This window comes from Promicromonospora sp. MS192 (assembly GCF_049532985.1).
Classification (GTDB): Bacteria; Actinomycetota; Actinomycetes; order Actinomycetales; family Cellulomonadaceae; genus Promicromonospora.
In genome coordinates this window covers 4,013,907-4,040,004 of the sequence record NZ_CP186693.1, presented here as the reverse complement: position 1 = coordinate 4,040,004, position 26,098 = coordinate 4,013,907, and the positions used below count along the sequence as shown (strand labels likewise).

Here is a 26,098-nt window from a genome sequence, read left to right as displayed (position 1 = left end):
TATTGATGGTTCCTATGTGTTTCCCGATCGATCCAGTCGGGAATCGCCTCGAACGGAGGCTGCTCCGACCGGGTGATTTCGCGGGTTAATTGCGTCGGGCAAGTGTGCTCGGCATGCCGGGTGAACTTTCCGTCCCGAGTTGGCGGGATTGTGCGCATTGTGCGCGGTTGGGCGTGTTCGAGTGGGTGATTTCTGCGGCGGCATCCTTGCGGTCCAGGGTGAAAAACGGTGCAGAACTGCGTTGACGGGTCCTTTACCGAGGTGCGAGGGTCAGCGGCGCTGAAGCGAGCAAAACGATGCAAAACGGTGCACGGCACAGGCATGTCGCTCTCATCAGCACAGGTCTTGGTTGTCGGGTGAGGGGTCGTCGATGCGGTACACCATGCGTTCCCGGTCTGCGGTGTCTGTACCGCTGGCGCTTCTGCTGGCCGTGGGAACGGCGGGTCCACCCGTCGCGGCGAACGCCGCCCCAGCGGATCTGAGCCCGGTGTCCTCGACCGTGGCGGAGTGCCCAAAACAGGTCGAGTCGGTCGACGACGCGGTCGAGGCAGCCGTCGAGTGCGGTGCCGAGACCCTGGTCGGTGAGACCCTCTCGGAGTTCGCGACGGGGTACGCCACAGCGACCGGCGATGTTCGCATGGATTACTCGACCTCCGCCGTGCGGCAGGACGGCGATGGCGACGGCACTTGGGCGCCCGTGGACGTCCAGGTCGGCTCCGATCCGGTGACGAGCGGTGAGCTCGCCGGGATGCTTCCCGTCACGGGAGGCGTCGAACCGCTGTGGGTGAACCCCGGCGGTGTCGCCGGGGCCGGGCTGCCGTTGGTGGTGCTCGGCGCAGCCGAGGAGCGGGTGCGGATGTTCTCGGCATCCGTGCTTCCGTCGGAAGCATCGGCCGCGGTGGTCGACGACGGTGGCCGGCGCGTGACCTACTCGTTCGGCGGGGGCGTGGACCTGGTCGTGTCGATCAACGAAGCCGGGACCACGGCGATCCCGGTCGTGCGCGTCGCGGACCAGCAGGCGCTCGCGCACCTTGCCGATGACATCCTGGGCGGTTCCCAGAACCTGGCGTTGGATTTCCCGCTGGAGGCAGCCGCGGGGATGCAGGTACGTGCCGCTTCTTCGGGCGAGGGGTTCGAGGTGGTCGGGTCGGACGGCGAGGTCGCCTGGGAGTCCGGCCCGCCGCTGATGTGGGACTCTGCGGGGCCGACGGACTGGGACGAGGTCGGGGCGGACACTCCCGTCTCCTCACGGGCTTCCGCCACTGATGCGGACACCTCCGAGGGCGCCGCGACCGACGCTGACCACGTTCGCCTGGAGAACCCGCTGGCCGGCGACGCCGTCGCGGTCATGGACGTCGCGGTGCAGCCGACATCGGGTGGCGCCACCGTGACGGTGACGCCGGATGCCGGCATGCTCACGGATCCCGACGTGACCATGCCGCTCCTCCTGGACCCCAAGATCGGCGCGCCGGACCCGGCGGGATGGGCCATGGTGCAGACCTACCCGGCGTGGACGAATACGCCGAACTGGAACTTCTCGGGGTCTGAAGGGGTCGGCCTCTGTGACCCGGCGGCGCACACCGAGTGCACGCAGCGCAACCTGCAGCGGCTCCTCTGGCGATTCAGCGCACTGCGTCAGGGCTCGGACGGCGTGTGGCTGGGCAATCTGAAGGGTTCCGAGATTCTCCATGCGGAGTTCGCCGTCTCCGGGACGCACAGCTTCGACTGCGAAGCACGATCGGTGGACGTGTACGGCGTCTCGACCTATGTGACCTCGTCCACCGTGTGGAGCGACGTGAGCTGGGAAGCGAAACAGGGTCGATGGAGCGGGACGCATCGTGACGGATGCGCGGGACGGACCACACACGCTGAGTTCGATGTCACGGCGCGGGTCAGGACGGCAGCCAACAGTGGCGAATCGTGGATCGCGCTCGGTATGCGAACCGCCGAGGAAGGCTCGATGAACTGGTGGAAGCGGTACAACGGTTCCTCGGCAACGCTGTCGATCCTGTTCGACCGGCCGCCGCTGCCGCCCACCGCGGCCCAGACGGAGATCGTGCCCGAGGCCGGTGGGGACCCTGTCGACTGCCCGGACACGTGGGACGGGCGGCGTCAGGTGCGCGACTCCACGCCGCAGCTGCGGGCACGAGGCGGGAGCGAGCCTGACGGGACGACGCAGGTCACGATCCGGTTCCGCGTCGAGTCACAGGACACACTGAAGCCGATCTGGTGGTCGGAGTGGTCTGAGCCGTCAGCAGCGAGCACCTGGCGTGCGGCGACGGTGCCGGGCAAGGTCGGGCTCGAGTCGGGCAAGTCGTATCGATGGCGGGTCCAGGTGGCATCGACCGATCCGGTGTCGGGCCACATCGCGCGCACGTCCTTCCTGGATTCGCCGCTGTGCTTCTTCACGGTGGACACGTCCAAACCGAACCCGCCGAAGGTGATCAGTTCGAACTACCCGTAGGGACGAGTGGCTGGTGGTGTCGGCACACCGATCTCGGTGGTGTTCTCGGCCAACGGCTCGTCCGATGTAGCCCGGTACTGGTACTCGCTGAACTCCCAGACGTACTCCGAGCGTCGAACGCCGTCGTCCCTCGGGGGCGCCGTCCCTGCGTTCTCGCTCCCGATCACCCGGGCTGGGTTGAACTACATCGCCGTGTACTCCGAGGATGACGCCGGCCTTGTTTCGGATCCCACCATCTATGAGTTCTATGTGGGCTTCGCATTCACCACAGCTCACTGGCATCTGAACGACACCGGGTGGGTCGACGGCACAACTGCAGGTTCGGCTGTGAACGGCGAGAGCACGTCGACCGCTGGCGGCCTGACCGCCACAGGTGGCGTCACCTGGACTGGTGGGACGAATCCGCAAGGCCTGTGGCCCCCGGATCCGAACGGGCAGATTCCCGACCGCGTCTCGGACGGAGCGTGGCTGTTCAACCCTGACCCGGCTACTCAGGACGACATCGCCGTCAGCCAGCGAGCGGTCGTGAACGGTACGGAGTCCTTCACGATCTCTGCATTCCTGCGCGCGGATGACGTCAGCGAATCGGGAGCCGCCATCACCCAGGTTCCCAACGCGTCGGAGTCGGTCGACGGTGACTACCGGTCGTCCTTCCACCTGGGGATCTCGACCAGTCAGGCGTGCCCGACCGACGCCGACCCCGACAACGAGGGGTCGGTCGCACCGTGCTGGGCGTTCTGGAGCGTCCGGGACAACGAGCCCAACTCCACCAACGTGGCCTCCAGGACGCCGGTAGCGGTGGTGCCCGGACAGTGGACCCATGTGGTCGGGGTCTACGACGCGGCGGAGGAGTCGCTGCAGGCGTGGGCATGCCCGATGCTCACGTTTCCTGCCCAGAGTCCGAAGGCCGGCGCCGTCGGAAGGTTCGACCTCGACAGCGATGAGCCCTGGAACCCGTGGAACGTGGCACAGGCCGCTTGCGACTTGGATCGGGGATGAAGAACGGCAGCCCGATCTGGCCGTTCCACGGCGCTGTGGACGAGGTTCGCGTGGCCGCCGGGCACATCTACGACGAGCCGGCGCTCCAGCGAATCTGCGAAGGGATGGATGTGCCGTGAGCGGGTTGGCGAACAGGCGAGATTCACGGTCGAGTCGATGGGGGAGCCACGGGATGAGGAACGGGCGTCGGACGATGCTGAGTACAGGGACGCTGCGCGGGCGAGGCGCTGCTGTTGTTGCCGGGGCTCTGGTGCTGGTCCTGGCAGGTCCCGCGGTGGCGCCGGCGGTCGCGGCTGGGTTTGACGCTGCCGCACGGCAGGAGATGACGCTCGAGGAAGCGCGCGAGTACATCGACACCCTGGGGTTCGAGAACCCGGAGGTCGACCTGGTCGAGGCCACCGAGATAGCTGCTGAGGATGTGACGGCCCGCGATGCGGACCGGGAACCCATGACACCGGCGCAGTCCCGGACCGTGGCACTGCCTGAGGCGGGGTCGGTCACACTCGATCCCTCTGCGGTGGGGAGCGCCGACAAGGCGGGGGGCACCCAGAGCGACGAATCACGAGGCCGTGCGGGTGGACTGCAGGTGGGTCTGCACCCGATCGACTCCGACGTTGCGAAGGCGGCTGGCCCGGTCGCCGTGTCCCATCTGGGCTCCGCAGCCGCTGACCGGCTCGGTGCGGCCGGCCCGGTCGTGACCCTCGGTCCGGCGAACGCGGACCGTACAGCGCCCGTAGCGTCGACCTCCGCAAGGACGTCAGGTGGCCGTGCGGTGATCGACCTCGACGTGTCCTATCTCGCTGGAGCCGGCGGTGATCTGATTCATCGACTGCAGCTCGTCCAGCTTCCCTCCTGCGTGCTCGGCTCGACTGCGGCGTCGTCTGCCGTCTGCGGTGAGGCGACGCCGGTGGCGGACAGTGCGCTGGATCCGGAGACACTGACGCTGAGCGGCACGATCGAGCTACCGGTCGCGGCCGATCAGGCCGAGAGCGCGAAAGCCGGACTGCGATCCGCGGACGCTGCCGAGCGGACCAGTTCCGCTTCATCGGACACCGTCGTGCTCGCGGTGATGGCGGGAACCGCCGGCGCTGCAGGCGACTGGGGCGCCACCTCGCTCGCGCCGTCCGCGTCGTGGAACGTGTCGACGCAGACCGGTGCGTTCACCTGGTCCTATCCCATGCGTACCCCACCTGTGCCGGGTGGCTTGGCGCCTGACCTCTCGTTGTCCTACTCCTCCGCGAGCCTGGACGGCAAGGTGGTGTCTGCCAACAGCCAGGCCTCGCAGGTCGGCGACGGGTGGGAGGCGAACCTCTCGGGATACGTCGAGCGCAAGTACGTCCCGTGCTCGGAGGATCAGGGGGCGGTCGGTGGGCAGACGCCCAACAACGCCTCGCGCGCCACGGGCGACCTGTGCTGGAAGTCGAACAACGCGACCCTCGTGTTCAACGGGTCCGCGACCGACCTCGTTCGTGACGGTGCCACGAGCACATGGCGGCCGGAGAACGATGACAACACGATCGTGTCCCACGTGACCGGCAGTACGAACACCGACAACAACGGCGAGTCCTGGGTCGTCACGACGGACGACGGCACCAAGTACTACTTCGGTCAGGGGCAGCGGTCCGACGGGCTCGGGCTGAACTCCTCGTGGCATGTGCCGGTGTACGGGAACCATCCTGGTGAGCCGTGCTACCAGGCAGGTGACTTCGCCGGGTCGAAGTGCGACCAGGCGTGGCGGTGGATGCTGGACTACGTCGAGGACGTGTCGGGCAACTCCATGACGTACCGGTACACGCGCGAGTACAACCGGTACGGGCACAACAACAACTCCGGGAGCTCACAGTACGTTTCTGGTGGTCGGCTCTGGTACATGGAGTACGGCACCCGCGCGGGTAGCGAGGGCACCACCGAGGCGCCAGGCCGGCTCTCCCTGACGTATGCCGAGCGATGCATCCCGACGGCTGATTTCGACTGTGCCGAGGGCAAGCTGAACGCGGCCAACAGCGCGCACTGGCCCGATGTGCCGCAGGACCTCATCTGTACCTCCACGACATCCTGTACCCAGACCGCGCCGTCCTTCTACGATCGCAAGCGGCTCACCGGCATCACGACCAACATTCGTGACGGCGGGGTCCTGGTGCCCGTGGACACGTGGACGTTCGCGCAGAGCTACCCCGACTCCGGTGACGGTTCCAACCCGGCCCTCTGGCTGAGCTCGATCAAGCACACGGGCAACGGCGGGTCTGCCGCGGACATCGCGCTGCCGTCAGTGGTCTTCCACGGAGCGCAGAAGGACAACCGGGTCGACACCACGGGTGACGTGGGTCCGGCGATGACGCGTTACCGCGTGGACAAGATCACATCGGAGTCGGGCGGAGTGACGACCATCGCTTACTCCGGCAAGGAATGCTCGACGTCCAACCTCCCCTCGTCTCCGCAGAACAACTCGATGCGGTGCCAGCCGGTGTTCTGGACGCCAGAGGGCGCGGACGAACAGGTGATGGAGTACTTCCACCACTACCGCGTGACCTCGGTGACGCAGGACGGGCGCATCTCCGGGACTGTCCCTGTCGACACGACGTACGAGTACACGGGCGGCCCCGAGTGGCACTACACGGACAGCGAGCTCATCAAGCCGAAGTATCGGACGTGGGGGGAGCTGCGTGGCTACGAGCGGGTCGACGTCTACACCGGCGCGTCAGGCGAGGAAGGGTCCCCGAGGCTGCACACGGCGACCCGGTACTTCCGTGGCATGCACGGTGACAGAGACGGAGCGGGTGGGACCACGACCGTCAAGGTGGATGGCATCGAGGATCTGGACCAGTACGCGGGGATGGTCCGCGAGGAGATCACCTACGACGGCGGTGATGTCGTCGAGCGGGTCGTCAGTACTCCGTGGCGATCGGCAGCGACAGCGACGGATCCCGACGACACTTCCCGCAAGGCCTTCCACACAGGTGTCTCCGCCACCGAGACGGTCACGCCGCTCGCAGCGGGCGGTTCGCGAACGACACGGACCGAGACCACGTTCGATTCGTACGGTATGCCGACAAGCGTCTCGGAGAGCGGCGACACCGCTACCACCGGGGACGAGCTGTGTACTCGGACGACGTACAACCGCAACACGGCCACGAACATCCTGAACACCGCGAAGCGGGTCGAGACGGTCGACGTGAGCTGTGACCAGGCTCCGGCCCGGCCTGCCGATGTCGTGTCGGACGTTCGGTACGGGTACGACTCGCGCTCGGTCGACTCTGTTCCGATCCGCGGCCGGGTCACGCTGACGCAGGAGGCCGATCGGTACGAGGCGGGCAACCCGGTCTATGTGGATGCCTCGCGCGCGGGCTACAACAGCTACGGTCAGCCGACAAGCTCCACCGATGCTCTTGGTAACGTCACGACGACGACCTACGACAACGCCGGTGGGCTCACACGCTCGTCGACGGTGACGTCACCGGACCCGGACGGTAGCGGCACGCTCCAGCCACATGTGACGTCGACAGCGGTCGACCCGCTGTGGGGTGTCCCGCTGCGTGCGACCGACCCGAACGGCAAGGTCACCACCGGCCGGTACGACGCCCTGGGGCGCCTCACCCAGGTGTGGGAGCCTGGGCGGGTGCCGAACCAGGACGACCCCACGACGAAGTTCACCTACCAGGTGAGCACTTCGGGGTTGAACTCGGTCCGGACCGAGACACTCAACTGGGACGCGTCGGGCTACGTGGCTTCGTCGGTGATCTATGACGGGTTGCTGCGGGAACGGCAGTCTCAGGCGCCCTCTGCCTCGGCCACGGTGGTCGGCCGGGTCATCTCGGACACCCTGTACGACTCGCGTGGTCTCACCTGGGTCACACGCGATGGATGGCCGACGACCGGTGTGCCTTCGGCATCCCTGGTGGTGTCGCAGAAGGCGGTCGACTCTCGCGTCGTGACCGTGTTCGACGGCGCGGGCAGACCTGTGCGCGAGACCTTCCAGGCCGGCGAGGGCGACCAGGCCGACGACGGGACGTCCTACCTCGACACCTGGACCACGACGACGTCCTACGGCGGTGACCGGGTCAGCGTGAATCCGCCGACCGGCGGGACGCCGACGACCACGATCATCGACGCGCGTGGCCGCACGGACGAGCTCTGGCAGTACGAGGGTGCCTCCCCGTCGGGTACGCACCACGTGACGTCCTACCGGTACGACGGCGCGGACAGGCTGATCGGGGTGTCCGACCCGGCGGGGAACAGGTGGTCGTACGAGTACGACCTGCGTGGCCGCCAGACCAGTGCGTCGGACCCGGACAAGGGCGACAGCTCGATGACGTACGACGCTGCGGGGCAGGTGCTGACCACGACGGACGCCCGGGGCGAGACCCTCGGGTACACCTACGACGCGCTGGGTCGCAAGACGACGATGCGCGCCGGCGGTACCGCGGGCACGGTGCGGGCCTCCTGGACGTACGACCGGCTGGGCGACGGGACGGTCGTGAAGGGACAGCAGACGGCATCGACCCGTCACCAGGGCGCTGCGCAGTACACGACGACGATCGACGGGTTCACGGACCGATACCTGCCGACGGCCACCACGGTCTCTGTCCCGGAGACGTCCACGACGCCCGAGGGGCTCGCGGGTGAGTACACCTATGAATACAGCTACACCGAGGACGGTCGCCTGCGGACTCAGCTCGTGCCAGGCGCTGGGCCGATCGCGCAGGAGGGCCTGACCACGTTCTACTCGGACACGAACGCCGTGGACGGCCTGACGGGCGGGTACGGCTGGGGTTCCTACGTGGTGCAGGCGGACTATCTGCCCACCGGGGAACTGTCCTCCATGAACACGGGCAACACCTACGCCTACCAGGAGAACCTGTACTACGACCGGGGCACGCGGCGTCTGCAGGCCGTGACGACGACCCAGCAGACGGGTGATCCGGGGGACCAGCTGAGGGATCTGCGGCATGCGTCCTACACGTACGACGATGCCGGTAACGTCCTGTCCGTGAAGGACACTCCGGACCCGGCGCTGGGGAACCAGCCGTCCGACCAGCAGTGCTTCACGTACGACTGGGCGCGACGGTTGACGGGTGCGTGGACGCCCGGATCTGGCGACTGCGCTGCGACTCCGACGGTGGCGGGTCTGGGTGGTGCGGATCCGTACTGGAAGTCGTACACCTACGACGCGATCGGTAACCGTGAGACGAGCACGCTGCACCGAGCTGTCGCCGATGGCGGGAACGTCACCTCGACCTACACTCAGCCGGAGTCGGGCGCGTCCTCGACACGACCGCACGCGGTGACAGGTGTGTCGGCGTCTGCTGGTGGGACGACGCTCGGGACGAGCGCGTTCGCCTACGACCAGGCCGGGAACATGACCGGCCGTGAGGTGGCCGGTGAGGCTGCGCAGGAGCTGTCGTGGGATGTCGAGGGTGAGCTGGAGTCCGTCGCCCAGGACGCTGACGGTGATGGCTCGGTCTCCGAGAGCGAGGCGGGGCAGGCCGATGGGTACCTGTACTCAGCTGACGGAGATCGGCTGGTGCGCAAGCAGGGTGGGGACACGACGTTGTACCTGCCCGGGCAGGAGGTCACCCTGGATGGTGAGACCGGGCAGGTGACTGCGAACCGGTACTACTCGTTCGCGGGGCGGACGGTGGCGGTGCGTGACGTGTCGCAGTCATATCAGACGACGTCGGTGTTCTCGGATCACCACAACACCGGCATGATCCAGATCGGGAACACGACCAATCAGGTGGTGCGGCGGTACACGGATCCGTTCGGTGCCGAGAGGGACAGTGCGGCAGGCCTCCCGGACGATTCGGCGGGCGGGACTTCGGGTTGGGCTGGTGATCATGGGTTCTTGGACAAGCCGGCTGATGCTTCGGGTCTGACGGCGGTGGGTGCGCGGTTGTATGACCCGGTGCTGGGGTCGTTCGTCAGCGTGGATCCGGTGATGGATCTGTCTGATCCGCAGCAGTGGAACGCGTATGCGTATGCGAACAACAACCCGGTCACGTGGTCGGATCCGACTGGGCTGCTGTTGGGGCCGTTGATCGATGGGGCGTACACGGCTCCGACGCGCGGGAAGCCTGGTTCGGGTGGGTGGCAGATCGGGCCGAACAAGACGGGCTATACCGGGTCCTGGAACAATGGTGGCTCCTACAACGGTCCGAACTCGATCGGGGATCCTCCGGTCTACAACAACAGCGGTGGGTACCTGCCTGGTGCGAAGGAACGGATCGACGCTGCCGCAGCGGCGCACAAGCGACTCGAACAACGCCGCTTGGAGCAGCGCAAGGCCCACGAGAAGGCCACGGCTGAGGCACGCGAAGCGCAGACTCGCGAGCGCGAACAAGAGAACAGCTGGCTCGAAACGGGAACTTCGCTGCTTGGCAGCATATGGCACGGCATTTCTGACGGGTTCAACCAGTGGCGCTATAAGCCACACAATTGGGCCTGGGGTAATTCTGGATATGTCGTTATGCGCAAAGGTAGGCCGGGAATCCATTGGGGCGGTGCAGGTGGACACCAGAATCGGATCGAATGGGATAAGAGAAACGGTTGGCACTATAACCCGCCGGGCGGGGGACATCTCCGAGTCAGGGATGGATTCTCTGCACTGGGTCGGGATGTAGCGAGAGGTGCTTTGAATGGTGCCCAAAAGGCGGGAAGAACCGTGCTGACTGGCTTGGGTGGCGTCGTTCGAAGTGGAGGTGGCATCCCGATCCTAATTCCGATGCCGCCAGCGGATCAGTTGTGCGCTGGTGGGCCCTGTATACCGGCAACGCCATTGCCTGGATGATGGGATTGATTGTGAGACGAGCTAGATTTAGATGTGTAGTCGACTACGAGCCGAGCGATGTGGATGCCGTCTCCAGGATTCTGGCGGGTCTTATGGGTTTCCTGCCTTTAGACGATATCCAGGTGGAGTGGGTGCCGGACAATGCGCGCTACCGCGTCGGTGTCTGGGAGGCCACGCCTGGGGTCAGGCTGCACTTGGAGTCCGGGCTCGTTGGTCTGGGCAAGAATCGAAGTGAGGCTGATGAGAGATGGGTAGCGAGGTTTGCCCCTTGGTCATTCTCGGCCGAACTATACGACGATAAGCGCCACATTCTCGTTGATATCACCGACGCGGCGTCCTTGACGATTGAACTAAAGAAAGAGGCTCTCGATCTGCGGCCCGCCGTCGCTCGTATCTTGGATGATTCAGGGTTGAAATGCGAGGATTTCTGATATGTGTTTCTGATTTCCGATCCGCACTCCGTGGCACGAACAGGTATTCCAAACGAGGCTCTGCCTGCATTTCCTTTCCTGCGAAGACTCCGACGTCAACGGTGGTCCGATGCCCGCCTCACCGCGTCCGCCCCACCACTGACCTGGATTGGGAAGATTCGGCCGTGGTTATGGCGATTGCAGGAATCCCATCAGTCACAGAAGAGCGCCTTTGAGTCGAGAATGGGGGATGGGTGAAAAGCTGTCACCCTGATCCGGATGGTCGCCGTTTCGATACGGGATTCTGATGAGGCGAGACGTCCTTCGCGCGGCCGGTGATTTCAAGGGATCACGTCCTGCACACAGGGCGGCCGTCCAATTGCAGAACGGTGCTGCTCAAGTAGCGGCCGATATTGATGGCGTCCTAAACTCTTACAACGCCGCATCATTTACCAGTGACACCATCGGCAGGTACGGCAGATGAGATGGCTACTTCGCCCCCCACTGGTACTTGGTTGGTTCGAATCTCTTCCGTATCGCCTTGGAAATGTAGGAGGCGATGTCGAGAAGCGCCGAGCTGAGAGACTCAAGTACTGGGATCCGGATTCCGGCGTTCGTTCACCAAAGGCGCAGCTCTACGGATTTCTGACTGGGTCGATCATTTGGGTCGCCGTGACGTTCGTAGTCGCGGTTCCTCTCCTCGGATGGCTGATAGGTAAGGGGGCGCCTGTCCCCGGATTTGTCTTCGGATTTCTTGCGCTCCTTCCAGTGGCAATGCTCGCATATATAGGCGTTCTACTTTCGTTTGCCCCGATAAAGACGACTTCCACGGCTTGGATAATCGCATTATCGTGGCCGATCGAGGCGATTGCGATGCTGCTCGTAGGGCTGGTTTCGTGGTCGTGGTTTGTCTAGAGATTATTTCGAATTCTTGATCTGTAGACAGGTGGCGCCCCTCGCACGTTCGCACGGTCGCCGTGCGTAGGGGGTCGCGGGCCCCCGGATGTGATGTCGGTGTTCTCGGATCACCACAACACCGGCATGATCCAGATCGGGAACACGACCAATCAGGTGGTGCGGCGGTACGCGGATCCGTTCGGTGCCGAGAGGGACAGTGCGGCAGGCCTCCCGGACGATTCGGCGGGCGGGACTTCGGGTTGGGCTGGTGATCATGGGTTCTTGGACAAGCCGGCTGATGCTTCGGGTCTGACGGCGGTGGGTGCGCGGTTGTATGACCCGGTGCTGGGGTCGTTCGTCAGCGTGGATCCGGTGATGGATCTGTCTGATCCGCAGCAGTGGAACGCGTATGCGTATGCGAACAACAACCCGGTCACGTGGTCGGATCCGACTGGGCTGCTGTTGGGGCCGTTGATCGATGGGGCGTACACGGCTCCGACGCGCGGGAAGCCTGGTTCGGGTGGGTGGCAGGTCGCCCCGAACAACACCGGGTACACGGGCACGTGGAGCAATGGTGGTGCTGGCAAGTGGTCGAAGCCGGGTACGAGCTACACGCTGCCGGTGACGATACGGCACAACAACACCCCCAGTGCTGCCGAGAAGGCACAGGCAGCGAAGGCCGCGCAAGAGCGACGCGAGCAGCGACTCCTCCGGGAACGCAAGGCACAGGAAGCCGCCGCAGCCGAAGCACGCGAAGCGGCACAAGCAGAGCGCGAGAAGAAGAATTCCTGGATTCAGGATGCGGGCTCGGTCCTTGGTGCAGTCTCTGCAATAACTGGGCTGTTAGCTGCAGTCCTTGCTTTCACGCCGCTAGCGCCATTGGCTGGAGCGCTCGGAGCCATTTCGCTCATAACGGGCGCGGTGTCCGCCACGATCTCTTGTGCGAGCGGGGACGCGGTGGGTTGCACCCTAGGGATTGTCGGAACAGCATTCGGTTCTCTAGGTCTCGCGTTCAAGGGTGCTAGGGCGATTGGTGGACTTGGGGATTGCGTTGATGCATCCGGAAAGGTCGGCAATCAAGCAGCTATTGTCCGAGAAGCCGATGCCGTGGGTAATGTGGGATCGGCGGTGGTTGGGTTTGGCGGCATGGGGCTGGCTCACACCGCACAGATGGGGAGAGAGCGATGACGAAGTGGGTTCCGGGTATGACAAGGACGACACTTGCTGGGCGGAGCGGTTATTGGTACAGCAAGTGGATGCTTCGACTTGCTGTAGGCGAATTGGTGCTATGCATAGTCCTGGCCCTCGCCTTCCTCGCACAAAGCGCCGGGATAATCTCTCGTACACCGCTGTTCACCATTATCGCAGTCTTTGCGGTGAACGCTATTGCAGTCTGTGCCCTGTGGGCAGTCGGGGAGGTTCGCCAACGTCGCGAGGTGCGCGCCGGATATACCACCGTATTTGATTCCTGGACGCATGTGGAGCAGGTAGACGATCGGACAGGGGCGGTTATTCGACTTGCCGACGAGTCGGTAAGTGTTGGCGAGGTGAAGGCGCGACAGCGCAAAATTTGGCAACTGGCGGGATTGTCCGGTGGGGGTGCCCGAGACGATAAGCCGTCCGACTGACAGGGGATCTGTCGCAGCCTGCGAGCGCTATCACCGACTCGAGCTGGGTCATGAACTGGCGAGAGCACTATTCAGGCGGTCTGTCGGTAGAACTTGAGGTTGACGCTGATGTGGATCAGGGTTGGTAGTTCGGTCAGACGGGTGGGCCTGTGCGCCAACTACCTAATATTGCCGACCACCAGCATCCCGCAGATCAGAACCGCACCAGCGCATGAACCCGGCCGAGCCTCTGAACAGCGTCTCTAAGGCTGCAGGCGAAGCATATGCGTCTGTCGCTCAAGCAATGGTCATCTGGCGTCGATGGGGAGGATGTCCGTCGTGAGTTGTCGATGGGCCAATCAGGATGCCTTCGGCCCGTATTCGCAGGTTGCGGCCGGTCATGCCACTCTCTCTGCAACTGAGACCGTGAGCGACTGATGCTGATGCGACTGGTTGCATCCCTGAACTACTCCCGCCACGCGGTCCTTATCGGACTGCTATTGCTGAGATTAGTCGCATGGGCTGTTACACGGCGACCGAGTGCCGAGAGTAAGGCGTTGCGCGACTTGCCGCAGGTGTCGAGGTTCGAGGATGCAAGGCAGGGACTGTCTGTCTATTCGGGTGTCTCAATATTTGGATTCACCGTGATGGGTATTTTCGCTGCCGTGATCTTCTTCGGGTCTTCGCGCCCCCTCGGCTTTCCTCAGCCACTGGCCACTGATGGTGGCAGGTTTTGCGATACTTCTTTCGTTGCTGTTTTCCTACATTGCAACCTTCGTCGAGGGGGCTATCAGGTCGGACGGGGAAACTGGTGTTGATATCTATGGCGAACCATTTCTGTACATCTACTCTTCAATATGCGGGGCGTTGGTGGGGTCGTCGTTTGCAATCTTGCTTTCCCTCCTGATTCCACCTTGGAAACTAGTTCTGGGGTAAATTCAGAATTCTGCGATGCAGGGAGGGGGGCAGTGATGTCTTTTCGCACCATTTGAGTGGGTGCGTTCTGGGACAGTGCGGCAGGCCTCCCGGACGATTCGGCGGGCGGGACTTCGGGTTGGGCTGGTGATCGTGGGTTCTTGGACAAGCCGGCTGATGCTTCGGCCCGGTGCTGGGGTCGTTCGTCAGCGTGGATCCGGTGATGGATCTGTCTGATCCGCAGCAGTGGAACGCGTATGCGTATGCGAACAACAATCCGGTGACGTGGTCCGACCCGACAGGGTTGCTGCTGGGGCCGTTGATCGATGGGGCGTACACAGCCCCTACGCGCGGGAAGCCTGGGTCGGGTGGATGGCAGGTCGCCCCGAACAACACCGGGTACACGGGCACGTGGAGCAATGGCGGTGCTGGCAAGTGGTCGAAGCCGGGTACGAGCTACACGCCGCCGGTGACGATACGGCACAACAACACCCCCAGTGCCGCCGAGAAGGCACAGGCAGCGAAGGCCGCGCAAGAGCGACGCGAGCAGCGACTCCTCCGGGAACGCAAGACCCGGGAGGCTGCTGCGGCGGAGGCGCGCGAGGCCGAGACCCAGAAACGTGAACAGAAGAACAGCTGGCTCGATACAGTATGGGAAGCGACCGGCACCGCGGCCGAGTACCTCACCGAGAGCGAGGTCGGCAAGTCCATCGAGTTCGCCCGTGGGTTCGCATTCGGTGCTGTCGGGACACTGTGTGGTGCTGTCTATACGGCCGCCTACGCTCGGCAGGGAAAGTGGGACAAAGCCAAGGTGTCGGCCGTAGGAATGATCGGTGGCGGTGCGGCAGGAAAGGTCGTCGCGAAGAGTGCTGTCAAGCGGTTCGCCGGTGATCTTCCAACCAACCCGGCGCTTAGTGTGGCGCGCTCGGTTGATCCGAGGGGCGACGTCCTTGGTGTCACTGACGTGAAACGCCTCTACGGTGTGAGCTACGCGACGTCGAACTTGGCCGGAACCGCCACCACATATGCAGTCAGTACTGGTGGGAACAGCATGATTGGTCAACAGTAGCGATGTATGTCCTGCGATCCAAGAAATCGGAGCTTTGGCGACCGGCTTACGTCGCTGTAACACTGGCCGCCATAGTATTTCTTGGCCTGCTTATCGTCAGAGAATTTGACCCTTCCGCCACGCTTGATGTCGCGGTTGCGATTGCGGTGTTCGTGCTCCTGGCTGGTTTGGTGCGCGTACTCAATTGGTGGTTCACCGCTGGGCGAACGATGGTTAGTGTGAGTCAAGAAGTGCTGCTTGTTCGTGGACGGTTTCGAACCGTCCGGATTCGGCCCAGTGAAGTCACTTCTGCGTACATACTGCCAGGCGAGTGGAGGGCGGAGTGGTCGCGTTGGGCAGTGCATCCGGCGATAGTCCTCGAACTTCGTGATGGTCGACGAATAACGCGACAGGTACTGCTAAGCTCAAGGGCTGTCTTGCGAGAGGGTCCCAGACTTTACTCGGCAATCGCGACGGCTGCAGGTTCAGGCGGTGAGGAGACCAGCCTCGGGCGCAACCTGCCGGGTTGACTCGCATTCCGAGTGGCTGTCCAGTCAGGTCAAACGGGTTACAGATCTCTTTCAAGGGGCTGAAGATGCCGTTCTGACCGGCCTCGGGACTAAGAGCGTTATTCAGGTGGCCTGGCGGTAGAACTCCAGGTTGGTGACCATGTGGATCACGCTTGGTAGTTCGGTCAGGCGACCGCGGTAGCCGGTCGACAGGATTCTCCACTGCTTCAGCAGCGCGATCGTCCGCTCGATCGGGGCTCGCATCGAGGAGATCCGGTGGTTCCACTGCTTGTCCTGGCTGGTCCGGTGCCCGCCTCGTGGTTTCTTCCGGGGCGTCAGACGGGTGTGCTTGATGTAGGCAGTGTCCGCGATGACCGCGATCAGCGGGCCGGCCCGGCGGGCCTGGGTGATCTGCTCGGCCCAGCCGACTTCTTCGAGAGCTCTGGAGTCATGCCGGGATCCGCGGACCGGGCTCGAGACGTCCGCGAGTCTCCCGTCGCGGAACGCGGCGACCTGGAGACCCAAGGCCTGCTTGTGATGCTTCTTGTTGTAGTTCGTCGTGCCTGTTCCGGTGCGGCCCCGGTCGGCACCGGTGTGCCGTCCAGCAGCACCAGGCCCCGCTGGAGTGCATCGGCCAGACGGGAGCGATCCAGTGCGGTGACTTGACCGATGATCGGCAGCAGGTGCCGCCAGACGCGGGAGACCGTGGCCCGGGAGACGCCGAACAGGTCCCCGGTCAGCTGCTGAGCGAGGTTGTGCCGGGCCATGATCAAGACCATCGACACGGCCTTGCCGAACGGCATCACGAAGGCGTATCGCCCCTGGTCACCTGGCCGGCGGCCGGAGTGGACTTGCCAACAGCGGGCGATCAGCTCGGTCATCTGGGCACGGGTCAGCCCGGCGGTAGAGTGGTAGCGCATCGGCCCTTCGTTCGGCTTGACTGGTGGTCTCGACAACCCCGATCCGACCGGACGCGAGGGCCGTTGCGCTACCTGTCGAACCTTGTCCCGTCTCAGCAACGATGCTGGTCAAGCCGCTACGAGGCCGCTCCCGAGCCACACGCGCTGAATAGCGCTCTCATGGTGATCGGTAGGGATCTCGTGGGTACTTCGCGTCCCCATTTGGGTTGTTGGAGAACTGGTTGATGAGCCCTGTTATATTCGCTGCTTCGATTGTGCTCCTGGTTATCGGCGTGACTGGCGCGATCTTTAATGGGCGGGTTGACTCGTGGATGCGCTCGTCGGGATCCAGGGTCTTTCCGAGTGCTTTTCGTGAGTTGTTTGATTCGGCATTCGGTGATCCTGGTGCAAGACGCACGGCGTTGAAGGTGTCAGTAGGATTCATTCTTGCCGGCCTGCTTATGGCGGCCTTTGGTCCGGTTGTGTCGTGAGCGCTGGCTACTTTGGCGTTTTTGCGCGCCTAAATGATGTCAGCCTATTCGTGCATGCCACAGGAACATTTGCCCCCCGTGTCGCTGCTGCGGCAGCAGCAACCAATGGCATTGCGCTGCTCCGTCGAGTGCTGCCCGCCAGCGCACTCTGACAGGGTTGAAGGCGAGGGCGGTCGCAATGCCTAGGAGTGACGACGGTTTGGCCGAGGGTCTTGTCACGCCTGGGGGTTGGAGACGCTGGCTCCTCCGGATCCTGCAAGTTGTGGCCATGCTGTCATCAGCAGTGGTAGTCGCTCGCTGGCTGGTCAGCGACGCTATATGGATCTCGGCCCTTGTCGTGGACGTCGTCGCCCTTGGGACGATCGCATACCTCTACCGGGCCGCGCGCGATTCCCCGCGGTAGAGGGCTCTCGCCTGGCGGCCGTCGTGGGACATGTCACGTCCTGCGGAACCACCCTCCGTTCGGGCCTCGACAGTCCTTTCCGTGGATAGGCTGCCCACCATGGAGTTCCTCTACAACGTCTTCGTGTTCCTGCACTTCGCGAGCTGGGCCCTCGTGTTCGGCGGCGCGATCGCGTCGCTGCGGACCAAGGCCCTCTACAAGGGTGTCTCGCACGGCGCCATGGGTGCTGTCGTCGCGGGCGTCATCATGGTCGGCATCGCCGAGATGGGCGGCCTCTGGGACGACGGCGGCCCGTCCATGGCGAAGATCGGCGTCAAGCTGATCATCGCGCTCGCCGTCGCCGTGCTCGCCGTGATCGCCGTGCGCAAGGGGGAGAACGTCTCCCAGGGTCTCAAGGGCTCCGTGCTCGGGCTGACGCTGGTCAACATCCTCGTCGCGGTCTTCTGGAACTGAGGTCGCCGAGCGGCCCGCCCGGGGAGCGGGCCGCATCGAGCCACCGGGGCTAGCGCGCCGCCAGCCACTCCCGGTGGGCCGTCAGGCTGCGGTCGAACAGGCCGCGCAGGGCGTCGGCGTCGACGTCCTGCATCCTGATGCCCAGGGTCACCAAGCCGTCCCGCCAGTCGTCGTAGCTGGTCAGCTCCGCTCGCGAAGCGCGTGCGCCCGTCCGGGTGAACTGGCAGCCGCGGATCGTCTCCGCGGCGTCGGGCAGACGGCGCTGGACCACGAGCTTGCGGGCGTAGGCGCCGCTGTCCGGGGTGGTCAGGCGGCGGTGGGCGGCTTCGGCCTGCGCCTGGGTCAGCTGCGCATCGAAGATGTCCACCGCGCCGAAGCTGCCCTGGGCGTCGTGGTGGAACGTCCAGCCGTCGGCGCGCACGTCCAGGCGGTAGGTGAACGGGCCCTGGCGGTACTCGCCCGCCACGAGCGGGAGCGGGGCGTGCAGGCCGTCGCCGCAGCCGACGTCGGGCCACCAGGCACCGCCCGGGTTGTCAGTGGTCGGCAGGCTGCGCACCGACAGCGCGAGGTGGCCGACATGGACGTCGCGGCGCTCGGCGTCGTCGTCCCAGTTGTGGCCCCAGGCCTCCACGACGTCGTAGCCGAGCGCGCGCAGGGCCGCGATGAGGATGCCGTTGTGGTGGAAGCAGTACCCCGCGTTGCCGCCCGACGCCACGCGGCGCAGGGTGGCGGTCGCGTCGATGTCGGGCGGGCTGCCCAGCATGGTGTGCAGGTTCTCGTACGGGATGCGCTCGGCGTGCCGGCGGTGGATCTCGGCGAGGGTCTCGACCGCGGCCTCGGGCGTGGTGGGGCGCCCGGCGGCGAGCGCGGGGTCCAGGCCCAGCCGGGCGAGGTAGCCGACGACCGCGTGGCTCACCGTCGTGTCCCGTGCCGGAGCGGGGTCGTGGCGTCGGGGCGCCGTCGTGCGCATCGTTGACCTGGCCTCATGGTCAGAAGCGTAGACGCGGGCGTTTGATCGAGCGGACGCCGCTCACCCGCTAGGGTTCGGCCGTGAGCGTTCTGGGAGAAGTACTCGTCGGCGTCGCCATCTTCGTGGGACTGATCGGCATCGTGGTCCAGATCCTGCCCGGTGCCGTGCTGGTGCTGGGCGGCATCCTCGTGTGGGCCATCTTCACCGGCGGGGTCGAGGCGTGGGTGGTGTTCGGCATCGCGGCGGCCGCGATCGCCGTCGCCGAGGTGGCGCAGTGGCTGATCGCGGGCAAGCACCTGCGCAAGGCGAACCTGCCCTGGGCGACCCTCGCCGTCGGCGGTATCGCGGGCATCGTCGGCTTCTTCGTGGTGCCGGTGATCGGGCTGTTCCTGTTCTTCGTGGGCGCGATCTTCCTGCTGGAGTGGGCGCGGCACAAGGAGGTGCCGGCGGCCTGGGCGTCCACCAAGGCGGCGGTGCAGGCCACGCTGATCACGATCGGGGTGCAGCTGGTGGGCTCGCTGATCGCCACGGGTGCGTGGGTGGTGGGTCTGTTCCTGACGTGACGCGGGTGGCGCGGGGGTCTCGGCACCCGCACCACCCGCGTCGGCTGGGTCGGTGCACGAAGGTGCGCTTCTACCCAGTCATTGGGCCCGGAAGACGAGCTGGATCTGGGCCTGATGACTGGGTAGAAGCGCACTTCTGCGTTCGGGGAGCCCCGGCCCCGCTTGGAGGCGTCAGCCGTCCGCGCCCCCGGCTACGACGCCGGCACGTCGAACACCAGCAGCGTGCTCGACGCCGTCGCCACCACCGCGCCCGTCGCGTCGCGGACCACGCCCTCCGTGAAGCCCACGCGCGAGCCGGCCTTGACCACGGTGCCCTCCGCGGTGAGCGGGCCGCCGCCCCCGCGCACGGCTTTGACGTAGTTCACCTTGATCTCGACCGACGTGTAGCCCTTGCCGGGCGGCAGCACCGACTGGATCGCGCAGCCGCACACCGTGTCCAGGAGGGTGCACAGCACGCCGCCGTGGATGGTGCCGATCGGGTTGAAGCCCGACTCGTCCGGGGCGCACCGGAACGTCACCCGGCCCTCCTCCACCTCGTCGATGTCGAGGCCGAAGTGCGCGGCGATCGGGGGCGGCGGGATCAGGCCGTCGCGCATGCGGCGCAGGAACTCGACGCCGGGCACCAGCGGCGCCTGTGCCGCGAGCTGCATCGGGTCGTACCAGGTCAGCTCGCGGGTGCGTGGCTCGCCCCAGGAGTCCGGAGCGACGGCGGACGGGGCCTGGCCGGCGGGGATCTCGCCCGCGGCCCCCGTGGCAGGGGCACCCGCCGCCTCCGGGGTGGCCGGGGCGGAGGTCTGCTGTGTGTCGGACATGTTCGCAAGGGTAATGTCCGGCCCATGCAGGCAGCCGATCTTCCCCTCGTCCGCACCGTCTCCCGCCCCGCCGTCCACCCGGACGGCACGTGGGCCGTCGTGTCCGTGACCCGGCCCGACCTCGACGCCGACGCCACCGTGGGCCAGCTCTGGCGGGTACCGCTCGCGGCCGCCACGATGCCGGCCGCCACACCCTCGGGAGACCCGGCGCTCGCGGCCCCGACCGGCCGCACCCCCGCGCCCCGCCGCCTCACCCGCGGCTTCCGTGACACCGAGCCGCGCTTCTCGCCCGACGGCGCCCTGGTCGCCTTCCTGCGCGCCGAACCGCAGGCCGCGCCGCAGCTCTGGGTGCTCCCGGTCGGCGGCGGCGAGGCGGTCCAGATCACCGAGCGCCAGCTCGGCGTGACCGACTTCCGCTGGTCGCCCGACGGCACCCGCCTCGCCTTCCTGAGCCGGGAGCCCGAGCCGGGCCGGTACGGCTCGGTCGAGGGCATCGCCCCCGCCGCCGAGGAGCCGCGCCGCATCACGAGCTGGAGCTGGACGCGCAACGGCCTCGGTTACCACCGCGACCGCCCGCAGCACGCGTACGTCGTGGACGTGCCCGACGTCGCCGCCGAGCCCGTGGTCCAGCCCGTCGCGACGCCGCAGGGCCCGGCCGAGCCGCGACCGGCCGTCCCCGAACCGCGCCGGGTGACCACCCACGACGTCGACCACAGCGCGCTCGCCTTCACGCCCGACGGGGCCGCGCTCGGCGTCGTCGCCGCACGCGAGCAGGGCCCGGGCCAGGTCGGCACCGGGACCGTCCGCGTGCTGCCGCTGACGGGGTCGGGCGGCGGCGGGTCCGACGTCGACCTCGGCACGCTCGGCCCGCAGGCCATCGCGTTCGGGGCGGGCGGCGAGCTGTACGTCGTGGCCCAGGACCTCGGACCCGAGGGCAAGGACTTCGTGGCCCGCAACGCCGCGCTGTACGTGCTGTCGGCCTGGGCCGACCAGCAGCCGCGCCGGCTCACCGACCCGGAGACGCAGACCGTGGGCGGTGAGCCGCTCCCGCTGGACGACGGCGGGGTGCTGCTCGCCCTGGAGACCCGCGGCACCCAGCACGTGGTCCACGTCGCCGATGACGGGGTCACAACCCAGCTGACCAGCGGAGACGTCGTCGTGTCGGGGTTCGGGGTCGGTGGCGGGACGCTGGCGGTGTCCTACGCGGACCCGGGCACCTACGGCGAGGTGGGTGTCGTCGAGGCGGGTGCCACGGCGTCGGCGTCCGCGACCGGGGAGGGCGGTCTGCGGCGCGTCACCGACTTCTCCGCACCGCTGCGCGCCGCCGGCGTCGTCACCCCGAAGGAGCTCGTCGTCACCGGGCGCGACGGCTACCCCGTGCACGGCTGGGTGGCCGTGCCCGAGGGCACCGGCCAGCACCCGACGCTGCTCATGATCCACGGCGGCCCCTACGCGTCCTACACCACCGCCCTGTTCGACGAGACGCAGGTGCTGGTCGACGCGGGGTACGCCGTCGTCTACTGCAACCCGCGCGGGTCGGCGGGCTACGGGCAGGCGCACGGGCGCGCGATCCGGCAGGCGATGGGCACCGTGGACCTGCACGACGTGCTCGACTTCCTGGACGGCGCCGTCGCCGCCGACGGGCGCCTGGACGGCTCCCGCGTCGGCGTGCTCGGCGGCTCGTACGGCGGGTACCTCACCGCCTGGACCATCGCGCACGACCACCGCTTCGCGGGCGCGGTCGTGGAGCGCGGGTTCCTCGACCCGGAGACGTTCTTCGGCACGAGCGACATCGGCTCGTTCTTCGGCCTGGAGTACGTGGGAGAGACCCCCGAGCAGGTGGCGGCGCAGTCGCCGCAGGCCGTCGTCGGCCAGGTGCGGACGCCCACGCTCGTGCTGCACTCCGAGCTCGACCTGCGCTGCCCGCTGTCCCAGGCGGAGCGCTACTACTCCGCGCTCAAGCGGAACGGCGTGGACACGGAGCTGGTGGTGTTCCCCGGCGAGAACCACGAGCTGTCCCGCTCGGGCCGGCCGCGGCACCGCAAGCAGCGTTTCGAGGTGATCCTGGACTGGTGGCAGCGGCACCTGCCGGTCGGATGAGAGCATCGACACCGTGCAGATCATCACCACCCCCCTCGCCCAGCTCGACGTCGCCATCGCCTACGGGGTCTGGAAGCTGCGCCAGGACGTGTTCGTCGTCGAGCAGGACTGCCCGTACGAGGACCTCGACGGGCGTGACCTCGAGCCCGCCACCCGCCAGGTGGTGATGCTCGGCGAGGCGGCTCCTGACTCGGTGTCCGACGGCGGCACGCGCGTGCTCGGCACCGCCCGTGTGCTCGACGACGGCGACGTGTGGCGCATCGGGCGTGTCGCGCTGGTCAAGGGGGCACGCGGCCGCGGCCTGTCCGACGAGGTCATGCGCGCGGCGCTGAAGTACGTCGAGGACTCGGGCGACCGGCGTGACGTGGTGCTGGACGCCCAGTCGCCGCTGACGGGCTGGTACGGCAAGCACGGCTTCGAGCCGGACGGTGACGAGTTCCTGGAGGACGGCATCCCGCACACCCCGATGCGTCTCCGCCGGGCGATGTGAGGCCGCAGGTCCTCGCGAGATCGGTCGGTTGCCTCGAGATCGGTCGATTGATGGACCGATCTCGAGGCACTTGACCGGTCTCGGCTGCCACGGCATCTCAGGAGGTGCCTCGGCCCGGAGCGGCGGCGCGGGGCAGGCTCAGTAGGCCCCGCGGCCCGAGACCACCGCGCGTGCCGTCTGCGCCAGGATCAGGAGGTCGAGGAACGGCGTCCAGTTCTCGGCGTAGTACACGTCGAGGCGCACGGCCTCCTCCCACGAGAGGTCGGAGCGGCCGGTGACCTGCCAGAGCCCGGTCATGCCCGGCTTGACCAGGAGCCGGCGGCGCATGCGCTCCTCGTAGGCGGCGACCTCGTGCGGCAGGGGCGGCCGTGGGCCGACCAGGCTCATGTGCCCGCCGAGCACGTTGAACAGCTGCGGCAGCTCGTCGAGGGAGTAGCGGCGCAGGAACCGGCCGACCGGCGTGACGCGCGGGTCGGACCGCATCTTGAACAGCGGGCCCGCGCCCTCGTTGCTGGCGGCGAGGGCGACGACGTCGGAGTCCGCGCCCACGTGCATGGTGCGGAACTTGACCATCGGGAAGAGCTGGCCGTTCCGGCCCACGCGGTGCGCCACGTAGAACACCGGACCGCGGCTGGTCGCCGCGACGACGACGGCGATGGCGAGGAGCACCGGGGAGGCGAGGGCCGTGATGACGGCGGCCAGCGACCAGTCCATGACCTGCTTCACGGAGAACTTGGGGCCGCCGAACCGGGGCGTGTCCACGTGCAGCAGCGACATGCCGGGTGCGGGGGAGACGGTGATGCGGGGGACGGCTACGTCGGCCAGCTCGGCCGTCAGCATGAGGTCGACGCCGTAGCGCTCGAGCTCCCAGCCGAGCCGGCGCACGTCCTCCGCCGTGATCTCGTGCGAGCTGCTCACCGCGACGGCGTCGGCCCCGAGCCGGTGGGCCACGCGACCGACGTCGCTGAGGTCGCCGAGCACGGGCACGCCGCTGACGTGCTCGCCGGGGCGCACGCCGCCGGACGGCACGCACACGCCCGCCACGAGGAACTCCTGCTCGGGTGTGCCGTTGAGCAGGCGGATCAGGCGCCCGGCCTGGGGGCGGTCGCCGATCGCGAGCAGGATGGTCAGGCCGCCGTCGCCGCGGCGACGCTGGCGCAGCAGGTGCTGCCGCCACGCGTACCGGGCCGCGACGAGGCCGACCATGCCGAGGGGGAACGCGACGAGCAGGGCTCCGCGTGCGTCGGAGTACGCCGTGACCCACGCGAGCAGGACGACGAGGCTGAACGCCTTCCACGTCGCGTCGAGCACGCGCTGGTACTCGGACATGCCGCGGCCGAAGAACCGCACGTCGTAGGCCCGGTTGGTCGCCAGGGCGGCGAGCCAGGCGACGGCGAGCAGCGCGGCGGCCGCCGTGTGCACGGTGAGGTCGGCGGGCGCGCGCAGGGCCCCGCCGTCGACCACGAGCTGGAGCCCGAGGGCGGTGGCGAGCGTCGCGCACACGACGGCGACGTCGGTCAGCCGGATGCGCGCCTGGTACCCCGCCTGCCAGCCCGTGCGCGCCCGCGGCGTGGGGACGGCGTGCAGCGGCCGGCCGTTCGCGTCCGGGGCCAGGGCGCGGGGCTCGTGCAGGGCCGAGCTCGCGGCGCGTACGCCGAGTCCTGCCGACGCGGCGAAGCGGAGCGGCTGCTCGCCGCCAACCGAGTGTGTGGTCACGCTCGATCCCTCCGGGTTCCTGCTCCTGCGTTTCCGGGCACACGCGATCAGACGCTCTGGGTGGCGTCGTCGCACGGGGGGTTGGTGTCGCACTGCCCACGGGGGCGATGGACACCCGTGGCTCACCCAAAGTACGGCTTCGGTTCAGACAACGTGGGCTGAACCAGCAGAAGTCACCCGCTCGACCTCAAAATTCACCTCTCGGGCGGGCCATTTCGGCTTAATAGGGTTCATTTCACCCAGGTGAAAGCGCGGGTGAAGCCCGGTTCACCCTGTCCGGGGTCTCACTGGGTGGGCACGGTCCTGGCAGAGTCGTGCGCCATGACCACCGTCCTCCTCGCCCATGCCTCGGCCGAGCTCTACGGCTCCGACCTCCAGCTCGTCGAGACGGCGGCGGCGTGCGCCGAGGCCGGCGCGACCGTCGTCGTCGCGCTCCCGGACCACGGTCCGCTCGCGGCACGCCTCGCCGCCGTCGGCGCGCGGGTCGAGGTTCTCGACACCCCCGTGCTGCGCAAGGCCCAGCTCTCGCCGCGCGGGCTCGTCGGGCTCGCCGGGCGCACCGTGCGCGCGCTCGGGCCGATGGTGCGGCTGATCCGGCGGCTGCGGCCCGCCGCCGTGCTGGTCAACACCCTCACGATCCCCGCGTGGCTCGTCGCGGCGCGGCTCGCCGGTGTCGCCCCGGTGTGCCACGTGCACGAGGCGGAGGCCGACGTGCCCCGGGTGCTGCGCTGGGGTCTGGCAGCTCCGCTGCTGCTCGCGCGGTGCGTCGTGGTCAACTCCCATTCGGCGCGCGGCGTGGTGGTGGGCGACCTCCCGGCACTCGGGCGGCGCACCCGGGTGGTCTACAACGGGGTGCCCGGGCCGGACGTGCCGCCCGAGGCCCCGCGGCCGCCGCAGGGCCCTGCGCACGTGGTGCTCGTCGGGCGCCTGTCGCCGCGCAAGGGGAACGACGTCGCGCTCGAAGCGGTCGCGCGCCTGCGGCGGGCGGGGCGCGACGTGCGGCTGGCGCTGTGCGGATCGGTGTTCAGCGGCTACGAGTGGTACGAGGAGCAGCTGCGGCAGCGGGCCGCCGAGCCCGACCTGGCCGGCGCCGTCGAGCTGCCCGGGTACGTCGAGCCGTGGGACTGGTTCGCCCGTGCCGACGTCGTCGTCGTGCCCTCGCGGGTCGAGCCGTTCGGCAACGTGGCGGTCCAGGCCCTCCTCGCGCGGCGCGCCGTGGTGGTGAGCCGCACCCAGGGCCTCGCGGAGATCGTGCGCGACGGCGAGACCGGCCTCCTCGTGCCGCCCGGCGACGCCGACGCGCTCGCCGCAGCGGTCGGGGCGCTGCTCGACGCGCCCGACCGGGCGGCGGCGCTCGCGGAGGCGGGCCGGCGGGACGCCGAGGAGCGGTTCGGCGCCGCGCGCTACCGCGCGGACCTGCGCGAGGTCCTGCTCGGGAGCGCGGGCGTGGCGGCGGGCGGACCGGGGAGCGGGCTAAAGGACTCCGCTTCGGCCTGAATTAACCCATAACCGGGTGAAAGTGGCGAGCGGGTTAAATGCCATCTTCACCCACGGATCGGGTGTCCCGT

At 67.3% G+C, this 26,098-nt stretch carries 16 protein-coding genes and 1 pseudogene; 12 read left to right on the top strand and 5 right to left on the bottom strand.

Annotated features, from left to right (window positions below):
* Window positions 1–370: 370 nt before the first annotated feature.
* The 7 genes from ACO229_RS18105 (at window position 371) to ACO229_RS18075 (ending at window position 15,145) form a co-directional block, all read left to right on the top strand.
* Complete coding sequence (locus ACO229_RS18105) at window positions 371–2,464, top strand: hypothetical protein (RefSeq protein ID WP_423462382.1); 2,094 nt, start codon at window positions 371–373, stop codon at window positions 2,462–2,464.
* A gap of 177 nt (window positions 2,465–2,641) precedes the next feature.
* Window positions 2,642–3,463: a LamG-like jellyroll fold domain-containing protein gene (locus tag ACO229_RS18100; protein ID WP_423462381.1), complete on the top strand. Its 822-nt coding sequence runs from the start codon at window positions 2,642–2,644 to the stop codon at window positions 3,461–3,463.
* Complete coding sequence (locus ACO229_RS18095; protein ID WP_423462380.1) at window positions 3,460–3,582, top strand: hypothetical protein; 123 nt, start codon at window positions 3,460–3,462, stop codon at window positions 3,580–3,582. The genes ACO229_RS18100 and ACO229_RS18095 overlap by 4 nt, the downstream gene beginning before the upstream one ends.
* 131 nt (window positions 3,583–3,713) lie before the next feature.
* Entirely contained in the window at window positions 3,714–10,247 is a 6,534-nt protein-coding gene (locus tag ACO229_RS18090) for an RHS repeat-associated core domain-containing protein (RefSeq protein ID WP_423462379.1), read from the top strand.
* 59 nt (window positions 10,248–10,306) lie between these two features.
* Window positions 10,307–10,678, top strand: coding sequence for a hypothetical protein (locus ACO229_RS18085; RefSeq protein WP_423462378.1), 372 nt, complete (start codon window positions 10,307–10,309; stop codon window positions 10,676–10,678).
* Window positions 10,679–11,698: 1,020 nt separating this feature from the next.
* A complete protein-coding gene (locus ACO229_RS18080) occupies window positions 11,699–12,742 on the top strand; it encodes an RHS repeat-associated core domain-containing protein (RefSeq protein WP_423462377.1) in 1,044 nt (347 codons plus the stop codon).
* 1,524 nt (window positions 12,743–14,266) lie between these two features.
* Window positions 14,267–15,145, top strand: coding sequence for an RHS repeat-associated core domain-containing protein (locus ACO229_RS18075; protein WP_423462376.1), 879 nt, complete (start codon window positions 14,267–14,269; stop codon window positions 15,143–15,145).
* Between the two features lie 611 nt (window positions 15,146–15,756).
* Here ACO229_RS18075 and ACO229_RS18070 read toward each other — a convergent pair.
* A complete protein-coding gene (locus tag ACO229_RS18070; protein WP_423462375.1) occupies window positions 15,757–16,158 on the bottom strand; it encodes a transposase family protein in 402 nt (133 codons plus the stop codon).
* A gap of 194 nt (window positions 16,159–16,352) precedes the next feature.
* Window positions 16,353–16,400: pseudogene (locus tag ACO229_RS18065) on the bottom strand (hypothetical protein); the annotation flags it as partial.
* Between the two features lie 1,125 nt (window positions 16,401–17,525).
* Here ACO229_RS18065 and ACO229_RS18060 point away from each other — a divergent pair.
* On the top strand, window positions 17,526–17,879 hold the full coding sequence (locus ACO229_RS18060; RefSeq protein WP_423462374.1) for a hypothetical protein: 354 nt from the start codon (window positions 17,526–17,528) through the stop codon (window positions 17,877–17,879).
* Window positions 17,880–17,928: 49 nt separating this feature from the next.
* Here the strand turns inward: ACO229_RS18060 and ACO229_RS18055 are convergent, their stop codons facing one another.
* Entirely contained in the window at window positions 17,929–18,795 is an 867-nt protein-coding gene (locus ACO229_RS18055; RefSeq protein ID WP_423462373.1) for an arylamine N-acetyltransferase family protein, read from the bottom strand.
* 134 nt (window positions 18,796–18,929) lie between these two features.
* Between ACO229_RS18055 and ACO229_RS18050 the strand changes: the two genes are divergently transcribed.
* The gene (locus ACO229_RS18050) at window positions 18,930–19,412 is read left to right on the top strand and encodes a DUF456 domain-containing protein (protein ID WP_423462372.1); all 483 of its coding nucleotides are present in this window, start codon (window positions 18,930–18,932) and stop codon (window positions 19,410–19,412) included.
* A 191-nt stretch (window positions 19,413–19,603) separates the two neighbouring features.
* Here the strand turns inward: ACO229_RS18050 and ACO229_RS18045 are convergent, their stop codons facing one another.
* Window positions 19,604–20,224 (bottom strand): PaaI family thioesterase, encoded by a 621-nt coding sequence (locus ACO229_RS18045; protein WP_397410423.1) that lies wholly within the window; start codon window positions 20,222–20,224, stop codon window positions 19,604–19,606.
* Window positions 20,225–20,248: 24 nt separating this feature from the next.
* On the opposite strand from ACO229_RS18045, the gene ACO229_RS18040 reads away from it, so the two are divergent.
* Window positions 20,249–22,324, top strand: coding sequence for a prolyl oligopeptidase family serine peptidase (locus ACO229_RS18040; RefSeq protein WP_423462371.1), 2,076 nt, complete (start codon window positions 20,249–20,251; stop codon window positions 22,322–22,324).
* Window positions 22,325–22,337: 13 nt separating this feature from the next.
* Complete coding sequence (locus ACO229_RS18035) at window positions 22,338–22,814, top strand: GNAT family N-acetyltransferase (protein WP_397410427.1); 477 nt, start codon at window positions 22,338–22,340, stop codon at window positions 22,812–22,814.
* Window positions 22,815–22,952: 138 nt separating this feature from the next.
* Here ACO229_RS18035 and ACO229_RS18030 read toward each other — a convergent pair whose 3' ends face one another.
* Window positions 22,953–24,530, bottom strand: coding sequence for a sugar transferase (locus tag ACO229_RS18030; protein ID WP_423462370.1), 1,578 nt, complete (start codon window positions 24,528–24,530; stop codon window positions 22,953–22,955).
* A 321-nt stretch (window positions 24,531–24,851) separates the two neighbouring features.
* On the opposite strand from ACO229_RS18030, the gene ACO229_RS18025 reads away from it, so the two are divergent.
* The gene (locus ACO229_RS18025) at window positions 24,852–26,027 is read left to right on the top strand and encodes a glycosyltransferase family 4 protein (protein WP_423462369.1); all 1,176 of its coding nucleotides are present in this window, start codon (window positions 24,852–24,854) and stop codon (window positions 26,025–26,027) included.
* Window positions 26,028–26,098 lie beyond the last annotated feature (71 nt).